The organism is Klebsiella sp. 141251 (assembly GCF_050600725.1).
Lineage (GTDB): Bacteria > Pseudomonadota > Gammaproteobacteria > Enterobacterales > Enterobacteriaceae > Klebsiella > Klebsiella aerogenes.
In genome coordinates this window covers 86,083-101,286 of record NZ_JAQIRG010000010.1, presented here as the reverse complement: position 1 = coordinate 101,286, position 15,204 = coordinate 86,083, and the positions used below count along the sequence as shown (strand labels likewise).

9 protein-coding genes are annotated in these 15,204 nt (G+C 55.1%); 6 read left to right on the top strand and 3 right to left on the bottom strand.

Going from position 1 to position 15,204, the window contains the following annotated elements:
- Window positions 1-127: 127 nt before the first annotated feature.
- Window positions 128-1,501 carry an aromatic amino acid transporter AroP gene (gene aroP, locus PGR09_RS20610; RefSeq protein ID WP_161801884.1) on the bottom strand — a complete coding sequence of 458 codons (1,374 nt, stop codon included), beginning with the start codon at window positions 1,499-1,501 and terminating at the stop codon, window positions 128-130.
- A gap of 645 nt (window positions 1,502-2,146) precedes the next feature.
- Here aroP and pdhR point away from each other — a divergent pair.
- From pdhR to PGR09_RS20585, 5 genes are all read left to right on the top strand, one after another.
- Entirely contained in the window at window positions 2,147-2,926 is a 780-nt protein-coding gene (gene pdhR, locus PGR09_RS20605) for a pyruvate dehydrogenase complex transcriptional repressor PdhR (protein ID WP_015368223.1), read from the top strand.
- 140 nt (window positions 2,927-3,066) lie between these two features.
- Window positions 3,067-5,730, top strand: coding sequence for a pyruvate dehydrogenase (acetyl-transferring), homodimeric type (aceE, locus tag PGR09_RS20600; RefSeq protein WP_015368222.1), 2,664 nt, complete (start codon window positions 3,067-3,069; stop codon window positions 5,728-5,730).
- A 14-nt stretch (window positions 5,731-5,744) separates the two neighbouring features.
- Window positions 5,745-7,637, top strand: a complete 1,893-nt coding sequence (gene aceF, locus PGR09_RS20595) for a pyruvate dehydrogenase complex dihydrolipoyllysine-residue acetyltransferase (protein ID WP_045376505.1) — start codon at window positions 5,745-5,747, stop codon at window positions 7,635-7,637.
- Between the two features lie 206 nt (window positions 7,638-7,843).
- Window positions 7,844-9,268, top strand: a complete 1,425-nt coding sequence (lpdA, locus tag PGR09_RS20590) for a dihydrolipoyl dehydrogenase (protein ID WP_015368220.1) — start codon at window positions 7,844-7,846, stop codon at window positions 9,266-9,268.
- 165 nt (window positions 9,269-9,433) lie between these two features.
- Entirely contained in the window at window positions 9,434-9,718 is a 285-nt protein-coding gene (locus PGR09_RS20585; protein ID WP_430916474.1) for a hypothetical protein, read from the top strand.
- A gap of 44 nt (window positions 9,719-9,762) precedes the next feature.
- On the opposite strand, the gene PGR09_RS20580 is transcribed toward PGR09_RS20585, so the two are convergent.
- Both PGR09_RS20580 and PGR09_RS20575 read right to left on the bottom strand, forming a co-directional pair.
- A complete protein-coding gene (locus PGR09_RS20580; RefSeq protein WP_430916473.1) occupies window positions 9,763-10,569 on the bottom strand; it encodes a DUF2950 family protein in 807 nt (268 codons plus the stop codon).
- A 10-nt stretch (window positions 10,570-10,579) separates the two neighbouring features.
- Entirely contained in the window at window positions 10,580-12,226 is a 1,647-nt protein-coding gene (locus PGR09_RS20575; protein ID WP_430916472.1) for a DUF3300 domain-containing protein, read from the bottom strand.
- Between the two features lie 355 nt (window positions 12,227-12,581).
- On the opposite strand from PGR09_RS20575, the gene acnB reads away from it, so the two are divergent.
- Window positions 12,582-15,179, top strand: coding sequence for a bifunctional aconitate hydratase 2/2-methylisocitrate dehydratase (acnB, locus tag PGR09_RS20570; RefSeq protein ID WP_072201386.1), 2,598 nt, complete (start codon window positions 12,582-12,584; stop codon window positions 15,177-15,179).
- Window positions 15,180-15,204 lie beyond the last annotated feature (25 nt).

Here is a 15,204-nt window from a genome sequence, read left to right as displayed (position 1 = left end):
CGTCGGGAATTACGTTGCAGTAATCCGTCATCGATATGGATAAAACTGTTACAGGAAGGAAAGTGTGAAGCAGATAACAATGCGCCGTGCCCGTCGCTAAAGGACGGACACGGCGTGACGAGATGTATTATTGTGCTTTTACGACGCCGGCGCTTTTCTGTTTAAACAGATAGCCAACGCCGAGAACAGCAATCCATACCGGTATCAGCCACACCGAAATCGCCATCCCCGGGGTCATCAGCATGATGGCCAGTACCGCGACCATAAACAGCAGGCATACCCAGTTACCCAACGGGTAGAACAGCGCCGGGAAACGTGTTTTCACGCCTTCCTGCTGCTTGGCGCGACGGAATTTGATGTGCGCGAGGCTAATCATCGCCCAGTTAATCACTAGCGCGGAGACAACCAGCGCCATCAGCAGTCCGAACGCCGATTCCGGCGCCAGGTAGTTGATCAGCACGCACAGCGCGGTGACTACGGCGGATACCATAATGGTGTTGACCGGTACGCCGCGTTTATCGAGGGTCAGCAGCGCTTTCGGCGCATTACCCTGCTGCGCCAGGCCGAACAGCATACGGCTGTTACAGTATACGCAGCTGTTGTAAACCGAGAGCGCGGCGGTCAGCACTACGATGTTGAGGGCGTTTGCCACCAGCGTGTCGCCGAGTTCGTGGAAGATCAGGACGAACGGGCTGGTATCGGCGGTGACGCGCGTCCACGGCAGCAGTGAGAGCAGCACGGCCAGGGAGCCTACATAGAAAATAAGGATACGGTAGATAACCTGGTTGGTGGCTTTCGGGATGCTCTTTTCCGGGTTGTCCGCTTCCGCCGCGGTGATACCCACCAGTTCCAGGCCGCCGAAGGAAAACATAATGATCGCCATCATCATTACCAGCCCGGTGAAGCCGTGCGGCAGGAAACCGCCCTGATCCCACAGGTTACTGACCGTCGCCTGCGGGCCGCCGTTGCCGCTGAACAGCAGCCAGGCGCCGAACAGAATCATGGCCACTACCGCGACGACTTTAATAATCGCGAACCAGAATTCCATTTCGCCGAACACTTTTACGTTGGTCAGGTTAATGGCGTTAATGGCGATGAAGAAGACTGCTGCCGAAGCCCAGGTAGGGATTTCCGGCCACCAGAACTGGATATATTTGCCGACGGCAGTCAGCTCCGCCATGGCGACAAGCACATACAGCACCCAATAGTTCCAGCCGGAGGCAAAGCCTGCAAAGCCGCCCCAGTACTTATACGCAAAATGGCTGAATGAACCGGCTACCGGTTCTTCGACGACCATTTCGCCGAGTTGACGCATGATCAGGAAGGCGATAAACCCGGCGATAGCATAGCCGAGAATAATACCAGGACCTGCAGATTGAATCACTGACGCACTACCCAGGAATAAGCCCGTACCGATAGCGCCTCCTAGCGCAATGAGCTGTATATGGCGGTTCTTCAAGCCGCGCTTGAGTCGATCGCCATGCTGTTGACCTTCCATCATGAAACCTCGTGTGTGGTTATTATGTTTATACGCTTCATCCTTCAGGTTGCTGCTTTGCTGTCCGTCTCTGCCAAATAGCATAGTTAGCTAATTTCAAGGCGTTTGAGGCCAGTTTTTACCCGAGTGACGCAACGCACACATTGTTGTGTTTGTGTAATTATGAAATTCCATTTTTGTATTGATTTCTTTACGGAAAGCAAAGCGGAAATTCCCTCAAAGATCTTTCGCCTGATGAAGAATAATGGTAAGGGCGTGCGAATGCACCTGCTTTATGAAGGGATGATGACGGAACGAACAAAAAGACACCGTTTGTCATTTTTTCTTACCACCGCCGCCGCTACCCTTAATTGGTTATCTATTCACTTTATTGGTTTATAAATGCACTTTTTTGCTTCTTGAATCGGTTCAGAAAGCGTAATTTTTCGTTTATATAAAGTTAATGCTACCCCTTGCTGGGTAAATGTAAGTTTTGTGCAAGGTTACATTTCTGAAACGTTATTTCTGTAAGGTTGTTAAAAAAGGCCAGGTTTACTGATTTCAATCAAAACCTGTATGGACAGGAGGTGAATACTTTGTTACTTTAGCGCTACGAACTTTAAATTGGTAAGACCAATTGACTCCGGGCGAATGGCAGAGACAGGGAATATGGCCTACAGCAAGATCCGCCAACCAAAACTTTCTGATGTGATAGAGCAGCAGCTGGAGTTTCTGATTCTTGAGGGGACGTTGCGCCCCGGTGAAAAACTCCCGCCTGAACGCGAACTGGCAAAACAGTTCGACGTTTCCCGTCCCTCGCTCCGTGAGGCGATTCAACGCCTCGAAGCCAAGGGCCTGTTGCTTCGTCGCCAGGGCGGTGGAACCTTTGTACAAAGCAGCCTGTGGCAGAGCTTTAGCGACCCGTTGGTCGAGCTCCTGTCCGACCACCCTGAATCCCAATTCGATTTGCTGGAAACCCGTCACGCGCTGGAAGGCATCGCGGCTTATTACGCGGCGCTGCGCAGCAATGATGAAGATCGTGACCGTATTCGCGAACTGCATCAAGCCATTGAGCGGGCCCAACAGTCCGGCGACCTCGACGCCGAATCCGGCGCTGTCGTCCAGTACCAAATCGCCGTCACCGAAGCGGCGCACAATGTGGTGTTGCTCCATCTGCTAAGGTGTATGGAGCCGATGCTGGCACAGAACGTTCGTCAGAACTTTGAATTGCTGTATGCCCGCCGGGAAATGCTCCCGTTGGTCAGCAACCATCGTACTCGCATTTTCGAGGCGATAATGGCCGGGGAGCCGGAGCAGGCGCGTGAGGCGTCGCACCGTCACCTGGCGTTCATTGAGGAAATTTTGCTGGATCGTAGCCGTGAACAGAGTCGTAGAGAACGTTCATTGCGTCGTTTACAGCAACGAAAGGACGAGAACTCCGGTTCTTAAGCGCCATTTTTTAGAGCGCGGCAACTAAACGCAGAACCTGTCTTATTGAATTTTTGGTTGTTCATCAGAGTGAAACACTAAAGAGTTCAATGGGACAGGTTCCAGTTAAATCAACGATTAGATAGATAAGGAATACCCCCATGTCAGAACGTTTCCAGAATGACGTGGATCCGATCGAAACTCGCGACTGGCAACAGGCGATCGAATCGGTCATCCGTGAAGAAGGTGTTGAGCGTGCTCAGTATCTGATCGACCAGCTTCTTTCTGAGGCCCGCAAAGGCGGCGTGAAAGTAGCGGCCGGTGCGGCAGCGCATAATTACGTCAACACTATTGCCGTTGAAGATGAACCGGAATACCCGGGCAATCTGGAGCTGGAACGCCGTATTCGTTCAGCGATCCGTTGGAACGCCATCATGACCGTTCTGCGCGCATCGAAGAAAGATCTGGAACTGGGTGGCCACATGGCATCCTACCAGTCTTCCGCTACCTTCTACGAAGTCTGCTTCAACCACTTCTTCCGTGCGCGCACTGAGAAAGACGGCGGCGACCTGGTTTACTTCCAGGGCCACATCTCTCCGGGCGTCTATGCACGTGCCTTCCTGGAAGGTCGTCTGACTGAAGAGCAGATGAACAACTTCCGTCAGGAAGTTCACGGTAATGGTCTGTCCTCTTATCCGCACCCGAAACTGATGCCGGAATTCTGGCAGTTCCCGACCGTATCGATGGGTCTGGGGCCGTTGGGCGCTATCTATCAGGCTAAATTCCTGAAATATCTGGAACACCGTGGTCTGAAAGACACCTCTGCGCAAACTGTTTACGCCTTCCTGGGCGATGGCGAGATGGATGAGCCGGAATCTAAAGGCGCTATCACCATCGCGACCCGTGAAAAACTGGATAACCTGGTCTTCGTCATCAACTGCAACCTGCAGCGTCTGGACGGCCCGGTCACCGGTAACGGTAAAATCATTAACGAACTGGAAGGCATCTTCGGTGGTGCTGGCTGGAACGTTATCAAGGTTATCTGGGGCGGTCGTTGGGATGAGCTGCTGCGTAAAGACACCAGCGGTAAGCTGATTCAGCTGATGAACGAAACCGTTGACGGCGACTACCAGACCTTCAAATCCAAAGACGGCGCCTACGTTCGTGAGCACTTCTTCGGTAAATATCCGGAAACCGCCGCGCTGGTTGCCGACTGGACTGACGAGCAGATCTGGGCCCTGAACCGTGGCGGTCACGATCCGAAGAAAGTCTACGCTGCACTGAAAAAAGCGCAGGAAACCAAAGGCCAGCCGACCGTGATTCTGGCGCATACCATTAAAGGTTATGGTATGGGCGACACCGCGGAAGGTAAAAACATCGCGCACCAGGTTAAGAAAATGAACATGGACGGCGTTCGCTACGTCCGCGATCGTTTCAACGTGCCGGTGGCTGATGCCGATATCGAAAAACTGCCGTACGTGACCTTCCCGGAAGGTTCCGAAGAGCACACTTACCTGCATGCTCAACGTGAAAAGCTGAACGGCTACCTGCCGACTCGTCAGCCGAAATTCACTGAGAAACTGGAGCTGCCGACCCTGGCCGACTTCAGCGCGCTGCTGGAAGAGCAAAACAAAGAAATCTCTACCACTATCGCTTTCGTTCGCGCCCTGAACGTGATGCTGAAGAACAAGTCGATCAAAGATCGTCTGGTGCCGATCATCGCCGATGAAGCGCGTACTTTCGGTATGGAAGGTCTGTTCCGTCAAATCGGTATCTACAGCCCGAACGGCCAGCAGTACACCCCGCAGGACCGTGAGCAGGTTGCATACTACAAAGAAGACGAGAAAGGCCAGATTCTGCAGGAAGGTATTAACGAGCTGGGCGCAGGCGCATCCTGGCTGGCTGCTGCGACCTCCTACAGCACCAACGACCTGCCGATGATTCCGTTCTACATCTACTACTCGATGTTCGGCTTCCAGCGTATCGGCGATCTGTGCTGGGCGGCTGGCGATCAGCAGGCTCGCGGCTTCCTGATCGGCGGGACTTCCGGTCGTACTACGCTTAACGGCGAAGGTCTGCAGCACGAAGATGGTCACAGCCACATTCAGTCGCTGACTATCCCGAACTGCATCTCCTACGACCCGTCTTACGCGTACGAAGTCGCTGTCATCATGCATGACGGTCTGGTTCGTATGTACGGCGAAGCGCAAGAGAACGTTTACTACTACATCACTACGCTGAACGAAAACTACCACATGCCGGCCATGCCGGAAGGCGCCGAGGAAGGTATCCGTAAAGGTATCTACAAACTCGAAACCCTCGAAGGTAGCAAAGGTAAAGTTCAGCTGCTGGGCTCCGGTTCTATCCTGCGTCACGTTCGTGAAGCAGCGCAGATCCTGGCGAAAGACTACGGCGTGGGTTCTGACGTGTATAGCGTCACTTCCTTCACCGAACTGGCGCGTGATGGCCAGGATTGCGAACGCTGGAACATGCTGCACCCGCTGGAAACTCCGCGCGTACCGTACATCGCTCAGGTGATGAACGACGCTCCGGCTGTGGCATCCACTGACTATATGAAACTGTTCGCCGAGCAGGTTCGTACTTACGTACCGGCTGATGACTACCGCGTACTGGGTACCGATGGCTTCGGTCGTTCCGACAGCCGTGAAAACCTGCGTCACCACTTCGAAGTCGATGCTTCCTACGTGGTCGTTGCGGCGCTGGGCGAACTGGCTAAACGTGGTGAAATCGATAAGAAAGTTGTGGCTGACGCCATTGCTAAATTCGACATCGATGCAGAAAAAGTTAACCCGCGTCTGGCGTAAGAGGTAAGAGAATAATGGCTATCGAAATCAAAGTACCGGACATCGGGGCTGATGAAGTTGAAATCACCGAGATCCTGGTCAAAGTTGGCGACAAAGTGGAAGCTGAACAGTCGCTGATCACCGTAGAAGGCGACAAGGCCTCTATGGAAGTTCCGTCTCCGCAGGCTGGCGTCGTGAAAGAGATTAAAGTCTCTGTCGGCGACAAAACCGAGACTGGCAAACTGATCATGATTTTCGATTCCGCCGAGGGTGCAGCAGCCGCTGCACCTGCGCAGGAAGAGAAAGCAGCTGCTCCGGCACCGGCAGCAGCGCCGGCGGCAAGCGCAGCGAAAGAAGTTCACGTACCGGATATCGGCGGCGATGAAGTTGAAGTCACCGAGATCATGGTTAAAGTGGGCGACACCATCGCCGCTGAGCAATCCCTGATCACCGTCGAAGGCGACAAAGCTTCTATGGAAGTTCCGGCGCCGTTCGCGGGTACCGTTAAAGAGATCAAAATCAACACCGGCGACAAAGTGTCCACCGGCTCCTTGATCATGATCTTCGAAGTGGCGGGCGCTGCGCCTGCAGCCGCTCCGGCACAGGCTGCCGCTCCGGCTGCAGCGGCACCGGCTGCTGCGGCTGGCGTGAAAGATGTTAACGTACCGGATATCGGCGGCGACGAAGTTGAAGTCACCGAAGTGATGGTAAAAGTCGGCGATAAAGTTGCTGCTGAGCAGTCACTGATCACCGTCGAAGGCGACAAAGCTTCTATGGAAGTTCCGGCGCCGTTCGCGGGTACCGTTAAAGAGATCAAAATCAGCACCGGCGATAAAGTGTCTACCGGCTCTCTGATCATGGTCTTCGAAGTGGAAGGCGCTGCGCCTGCTGCTGCTCCGGCTCAGGCTGCGGCACCGGCACCGGCTGCTGCACCTGCACCGGCTCAGAAAGCTGCCGCGCCGGCTGCGAAAGCAGAAGGTAAAACCGAATTCGCTGAAAACGAAGCTTACGTTCACGCGACTCCGCTGATTCGCCGCCTGGCGCGCGAGTTCGGCGTAAACCTGGCGAAAGTGAAAGGGACTGGCCGTAAAGGTCGTATCCTGCGCGAAGACGTTCAGGCTTACGTGAAAGAAGCGGTTAAACGCGCTGAATCCGCACCGGCTGCTGCCGCAGGCGGCGGTCTGCCGGGCATGCTGCCATGGCCGAAAGTTGACTTCAGCAAGTTTGGCGAAATCGAAGAAGTGGAACTGGGTCGTATCCAGAAAATCTCTGGTGCTAACCTGAGCCGTAACTGGGTGATGATCCCGCACGTTACGCACTTCGACAAAACCGATATCACCGATCTGGAAGCGTTCCGTAAGCAGCAGAATGCCGAAGCTGAGAAGCGCAAACTGGACGTGAAATTCACCCCAGTGGTCTTCATCATGAAAGCCGTTGCCGCTGCGCTTGAGCAGATGCCGCGCTTCAACAGCTCGCTGTCCGAAGACGGTCAGCGCCTGACGCTGAAGAAATACATCAACATCGGTGTGGCGGTAGATACTCCGAACGGTCTGGTGGTTCCGGTCTTTAAAGACGTGAACAAGAAGAGCATCACCGAGCTGTCTCGCGAGCTGACCACCATCTCGAAGAAAGCGCGCGATGGCAAGCTGACTGCTGGCGAAATGCAGGGCGGTTGCTTCACCATCTCCAGCATCGGCGGCCTGGGTACTACCCACTTCGCGCCGATTGTTAACGCGCCGGAAGTGGCCATCCTGGGCGTGTCTAAGTCCGCGATGGAGCCGGTATGGAATGGTAAAGAGTTCGTTCCGCGTCTGATGATGCCGATCTCTCTGTCCTTCGACCACCGCGTCATCGACGGTGCTGATGGTGCCCGCTTCATTACCATCATTAACAACACCTTGAGCGACATTCGCCGCCTGGTGATGTAAGCGAAAAAGCCGGCCTGACGGCCGGCTTTTTTCTGATAACCTCAGGCTGTTGGGGATTATCAGCAACAAAGGACAAAATCGTTTGCCGTTTGTTGTTTAAAAATTGTTAACAATTTTGTAAAATACACGCGGATAGAACGTCCCGGTGGACTTGGGCGTAATAATAAAAGCGTCAGACCCGCCGGATATAAATTACAGAGGTCATGATGAGTACTGAAATCAAAACTCAGGTCGTGGTACTTGGGGCAGGTCCTGCAGGCTACTCTGCAGCCTTCCGTTGCGCTGATTTAGGTCTGGAAACCGTCATCGTAGAACGTTACAGCTCGCTGGGCGGCGTTTGCCTGAACGTGGGTTGTATCCCTTCTAAAGCACTGCTGCACGTTGCAAAAGTTATCGAAGAAGCGAAAGCGCTGGCCGAACACGGCATCGTTTTCGGCGAACCGAAAACCGACATTGACAAGATCCGCACCTGGAAAGAAAAAGTCATCACTCAGCTGACCGGTGGTCTGGCTGGCATGGCCAAAGGTCGTAAAGTGAAGGTGGTTAACGGTCTGGGTAAATTCACCGGCGCTAACACCCTGGAAGTTGAAGGCGAAAACGGCAAAACCGTGATTAACTTCGACAACGCGATCATCGCGGCGGGCTCCCGTCCGATTCAGCTGCCGTTTATCCCGCATGAAGATCCGCGCGTTTGGGATTCCACCGACGCTCTGGAACTGAAATCTGTACCGAAACGCATGCTGGTTATGGGCGGCGGTATCATCGGTCTGGAAATGGGTACCGTATACCATGCGCTGGGTTCAGAGATTGACGTGGTTGAAATGTTCGACCAGGTTATCCCGGCTGCCGACAAAGACGTGGTTAAAGTCTTCACCAAGCGTATCAGCAAGAAATTCAACCTGATGCTGGAAACCAAAGTGACTGCCGTTGAAGCAAAAGAAGACGGTATTTACGTTTCCATGGAAGGCAAAAAAGCCCCGGCGGAAGCGCAGCGTTACGACGCGGTGCTGGTAGCTATCGGCCGCGTGCCGAACGGTAAAAACCTCGACGCAGGCAAAGCCGGCGTGGAAGTTGACGATCGCGGCTTCATTCGCGTTGACAAACAAATGCGCACCAACGTGCCGCACATCTTTGCTATCGGCGATATCGTCGGTCAGCCGATGCTGGCGCACAAAGGTGTACACGAAGGTCACGTTGCCGCAGAAGTTATCTCCGGCCTGAAACACTACTTCGATCCGAAAGTGATCCCGTCTATCGCCTACACCGAGCCAGAAGTGGCATGGGTTGGCCTGACTGAGAAAGAAGCGAAAGAGAAAGGCATCAGCTACGAAACCGCCACCTTCCCGTGGGCTGCTTCCGGCCGTGCTATCGCTTCCGACTGCGCAGACGGTATGACCAAACTGATCTTCGACAAAGAGACCCACCGTGTTATCGGCGGCGCGATTGTCGGCACCAACGGCGGCGAGCTGCTGGGTGAAATCGGTCTGGCTATCGAAATGGGCTGCGACGCGGAAGACATCGCGCTGACTATCCACGCTCACCCGACTCTGCACGAGTCCGTTGGCCTGGCGGCAGAAGTCTTCGAAGGTAGCATTACCGACCTGCCAAACGCGAAAGCGAAGAAAAAGTAACTTTTTCTTTCAGCTAAAAATGCGTAAGCGGCTCTAAGAGCCGCTTTTTTTATCGCTAATGTTTAGAACTATGTCCCTGTTCACAAACCGCTACACCTCATACATACTTTGAAAATAGTCACTCAGTAAACTAATAGGCAGTTAATTATGTATCTGAGGTGTGAGATGAAACGCTTATTGACCACGGCGCTGTTAGCCACGACGTTAGTATCCGGTATGGCCTGCGCGACTGATGCGACAATTCCATGGGCGGCGAACAGCGGCGGTACCGAAAGTACCCATATTGCGGCGATGGGTCAGGATCTGAATGCGCAGCATCAGTTGGTGACGAAGACGAATGAAGGGGTGTGGGCGGCGAATTCCGGGAGCATCAGCTCGGATGAAGCGGCGCTGACCAGTCAGAAACCTGCTTTTGCCGGTTATCCGGAGCTGATGCCGCACCAGGGCTAAGCACCAGAGAGTGCCCGGTTGCTATTGCGCAACCGGGCATTTTTTTATTGATTGACCGGCTGCCATCCCGCCGCTGAATCGGGGGCAAAATGCGTAATTGCCTGCGCTTTCGTCGCGCTCTCTTCGCCCAGGTTCGCCTGCCAGACCTTATCGTTCTGATCGATCATAAAGCTCATCACCCCGGTTTCTCCCCACTCTACCGGCCATGCCAGTAAGGCGACGCCTTGGCTATCGTTATCGGCGATAATGCGGAAACGGTAGCCATGATAACCGGCGCCGGGCTCCGTCGGGCTAAAGGCCGGCCCCAGCGGGCTTGGCGTTTCGCCCGGTGAGGTTGGCCAGTACAGACCATCTTTTTTGCCTTCGCTGCTGATGATTTTTTGCGCCCAGCGATGATTCATTTGATAGTAATCCTGCTGGGCATCAACGTAGGCGTGCATGGCGGCAATTGCCGACAGTTCGTTGCGGCCGATGGCGCGTGTGAGAATTTCATCTTCCCCGGCCGCCATATCAAATCGCCAGCCCTGTTCATCTTTGACAATCGGAATTGGCAATCGCCACGCTTCACTGCCGACATCAAGCCAGGCGTTATTACCCTGCTGCACAATGACGTGTTTCACCTGCCAGTCGCGCTGAAAGCGGTCGACGGCATTGGGATCAATACCATCGGTGGGTAAAAACTGCTGCCAGTTATCGCCGAGCAGATTATTGAGCGCGACTTTATCACGATGATTGAGCGCATCGGCCAGCGCGCTTGCGGCTTTCTCCGGCGTGGGAAACTGTTGCTGGGCGAAGGCGGCGAGCGGCGACAGCATTAGCGTTAATAGGGCGATCTGTAATGGTTTTCTCATCTGCTCATCCTCAGCGACGACGCAATTCATGGTGTTCGGAAAGGCGCTCTCTGGCGGCGCCGCGCTGTTCGCTACTCAAGCCGGAAATATTACGGCTTTGCAGCCCGCGCGCCTGCTGCGATTGCCAGGAGGGGGAGCGACTTTCGTTGCCGCTTAAGGCATTGGCGCGGGCCGTGCTTACCGCTTGCTGACGCTGGGCCGGCGTCGCGGAGTGAATCTGCTGACGGCGCTGTTGTTGCTGAGGCGTAGGATTTTGCACGTGGCTCTTCACGGCCTCGCGATGCTGTTGCTGCTGCGGCGTTGGGTGTTGCAACTGCGTTTTCGCCGCTTCGCGACGCTGCTGTTTGGCAGGCGTCGGGGTGCTGTCGTAGCCACGGTAGCTGCTGCGCTGGGTGGCCTGCTTCAATTGTTGAGAGGCCGCCTGACGCTGCGCATCGCGCGAGGCGCTAGTGGGAGCCAGCTTGCCTGCGCTGGCTGCTGGCGCGTTGGGATGCTGAAGCTGCGTCATCGCCGCTTGCCGTTGAGCGTTGCGATCGACCGGCGCGTGTTGGGTCGCGCTGAGTCCGCCGGGCACATTGGTCTGATGATAGCGCTGGGCGACATTATTATTCGGATAAGGCACGTTGCCGCGATAGGCGGGGTTGTGCTGCCAGTTAACGCGGTTACCCGGTAGGTTCTGCCCGGTAATGTGGTTGAAATTATTCACATTAATATTGATGTTATCGCCATTGTGCTGGTAACCGCCGTGATGGTAATCGTCATCATGATGATGGTCATCATCATCCCAGTCGATGCTGCTGAAGAGCGCCCAGGTGGTGGCGACGCCAAGACTGTAGCCAAAACCTTTGACAAAGCTATCGGTGAACTGCTCTCCGGGAGGCGGCGGCAGATAGACCGGGGGATAGGCGCTATTCGGCCAACTGCCGTAGACGGTCGAAGGGTTATAGCTTGGAACGTATACCACTTGCGGGTTGGTCGGTTCAATTTTGATGATCTGCGAAGGCGCAGGCGAAGCCGTTGAGGTTGTCGAGGTTGATACCGCGCTGCTATTCGATGACCTCGAAGAGGCTGGCGCCGCGGCCATGACGGTTACTTTCTGTTGCGGCGTGGATTTTAATGTCCCGGTTTGCTGGGCAATGGCGCGCAGGCGCTGTACGGAGTCCATGACGTCGTGGGGTTGGGCTAAAAATGCGTCGCCAAGGTTTTCCACCCACGGCGGGTTTTCGCCCATCATTGCCAGCAGGGCGGGAAAGGCGACGAGGGATTTGACGCTCGGATCCCACGGCTGGCTGGCAACGGCCTGAACGGCCGCGTCGCCTTTCATCGACGGGTTATCCTGCGACCACTGTACCGCCTGCATAACGTTGTCCGGATAGGTGGAGGCCATCAGTACCTGCGAGAGTAAACTGTCCGGATAGAGCGCGATTGGCGCGACCCATTGGTCGATTTGAGCCTGTGTGTAGGTGGCTGTGACCGCTTGTCCCGCCGCCGGCGCAGTCGGGGACGCCGGCGCGGGTACCGTTGTGGGCTGTGCCGTCACCGGCGCTTCCGCGATAGTCTCTGGGGTACGACTTTTAACATAGAGCGTTCCTGCCGCTGCGAGTAAGCCTGCGCTGCAGAGCAGGGCGATAATATGGGGTTTGAACGGTAGTGACATGGAAGCTCCTGACACAGAAATGTTACCCATCTCGCTAAAGTATCGGCGAAAACGGTACGTTAGGGGAGTATATGAAGACGATATTGTTTTTTTTGATTTTTGTTGGGATCCTGACATTAAATCTGTAACAGAAATAAATTTATCTACCAGCATTTGAACAGAAAGCCTGCAATATCCTGCCCTTAACGATTCAGCTAAATTTTAATGTTGCTTTTTTGTAAACAGATTAACACCCTTCAAAAATCCTGCTATGCTGCCCTCGCGGTATCGGGCATTTACCCTACAAACTGCTGTCTCACAGGAGCGTGAAGAAAATCGCCGACCGCATTTTACAATGAGAGCGAGGAGAACCGTCGTGCTAGAAGAATACCGTAAGCACGTAGCTGAGCGTGCCGCCATGGGGATTGTTGCCAAACCCTTAGACGCAACCCAAATGGCCGCGCTGGTAGAACTGCTGAAAAACCCGCCAGCGGGTGAAGATGAATTCCTGTTAGATCTGCTTACCAACCGTGTACCGCCGGGCGTCGATGAAGCCGCCTATGTTAAAGCCGGATTCCTTGCCGCTATCGCCAAAGGCGAAGCGACCTCCCCACTGGTTACCCCTGAAAAAGCCGTTGAACTGCTGGGCACCATGCAGGGCGGTTACAATATTCACCCCCTGATTGAAGCGCTGGACGATGCCAAACTGGCGCCGATTGCCGCGAAAGCGCTGTCCCATACCCTGCTGATGTTCGATAACTTCTATGACGTAGAAGAGAAAGCCAAAGCGGGTAATGAGTACGCTAAACAGGTTATGCAATCCTGGGCTGATGCCGAGTGGTTCCTGAACCGTCCGCAACTGGCGGAAAAAATCACCGTTACCGTCTTCAAAGTTACCGGCGAAACCAATACCGATGACTTGTCTCCGGCACCTGATGCCTGGTCCCGTCCGGATATCCCACTGCACGCTCTGGCGATGCTGAAAAACGCTCGCGAAGGAATTGAGCCGGATCAGCCGGGCGCGGTCGGCCCGATTAAACAAATTGAAGCGCTGCAGCAGAAAGGCTTCCCGCTGGCCTACGTTGGCGACGTTGTTGGTACCGGTTCTTCGCGTAAATCCGCCACCAACTCGGTGCTGTGGTTCATGGGCGACGATATCCCGAACGTACCGAACAAGCGCGGCGGCGGCCTGTGCCTGGGCGGCAAAATTGCGCCTATCTTCTTCAATACCATGGAAGATGCGGGCGCGCTGCCTATTGAAGTGGACGTGAGCAACCTCAACATGGGCGACGTCATTGACGTTTACCCGTTCAAAGGTGAAGTGCGTAACCACGAAACCAACGAGCTGTTGGCAAGCTTTGAACTGAAAACCGATGTACTGATCGACGAAGTGCGCGCCGGCGGCCGTATTCCGCTGATCATCGGTCGCGGCCTGACGACCAAAGCGCGCGAAGCGCTGGGGCTGCCGCACAGCGACGTTTTCCGTCATGCGAAAGATGTGGCGGAAAGCAACCGCGGCTTCTCTCTGGCGCAGAAAATGGTTGGCCGCGCCTGCGGCGTTGCCGGTATCCGTCCGGGCGCTTATTGCGAGCCGAAAATGACCTCCGTCGGTTCTCAGGACACCACCGGTCCAATGACCCGCGATGAGCTGAAAGACCTGGCGTGCCTGGGCTTCTCCGCGGACCTGGTGATGCAGTCCTTCTGCCACACTGCGGCTTATCCGAAGCCGGTTGACGTCACCACGCACCACACTCTGCCGGACTTCATCATGAACCGCGGCGGTGTTTCACTGCGTCCGGGCGATGGCGTTATCCACTCCTGGCTGAACCGTATGCTGCTGCCTGATACCGTAGGTACCGGCGGCGACTCCCATACCCGTTTCCCAATCGGTATCTCCTTCCCGGCGGGTTCTGGTCTGGTGGCCTTCGCCGCCGCGACCGGCGTGATGCCGCTGGATATGCCGGAATCAGTACTGGTGCGCTTCAAAGGTAAAATGCAGCCGGGTATTACCCTGCGCGACCTGGTTCACGCCATCCCGCTGTATGCCATTAAGCAGGGCCTGCTGACCGTTGAGAAGAAAGGTAAGAAAAACATCTTCTCTGGCCGCATCCTTGAAATCGAAGGTCTGCCGGATCTGAAAGTCGAGCAGGCATTTGAACTGACCGATGCTTCCGCTGAGCGTTCTGCTGCTGGTTGTACCATCAAGCTGAACAAAGAGCCGATCGTTGAGTATCTGAACTCCAACATCGTCCTGCTGAAGTGGATGATCGCGGAAGGTTACGGCGATCGCCGTACGCTGGAGCGCCGTATCCAGGGCATGGAAAAATGGCTGGCGGATCCGCAGCTGCTGGAAGCCGACGCTGATGCGGAATACGCGGCAGTGATCGACATCGATCTGGCGGATATCAAAGAGCCTATTCTGTGCGCGCCGAACGATCCGGACGATGCGCGTCTGCTGTCGGACGTGCAGGGTGAGAAGATCGACGAAGTGTTTATCGGTTCCTGCATGACCAACATTGGCCACTTCCGTGCTGCCGGTAAACTGCTGGACAGCCACAAAGGCCAACTGCCGACTCGCCTGTGGGTGGCGCCGCCAACCCGTATGGATGCCGCGCAGTTGACTGAAGAAGGCTACTACAGCGTGTTTGGTAAGAGCGGCGCGCGTATCGAAATCCCTGGCTGTTCCCTGTGTATGGGCAACCAGGCGCGCGTGGCTGACGGCGCGACGGTCGTGTCGACCTCTACCCGTAACTTCCCGAACCGTTTAGGTACCGGCGCCAACGTTTATCTGGCCTCTGCTGAGCTGGCTGCGGTTGCTTCTCTGCTGGGCAAACTGCCGACGCCGGAAGAGTACCAGACCTTCGTGGCGCAGGTTGATAAGACCGCGGAAGATACCTATCGCTACCTCAACTTCAACCAGCTGGATCAGTACACTGAAAAAGCTGACGGCGTGATTTTCCAGACCGCTGTGTAATCCGTTCGGTCAGCCTGGCTGACCG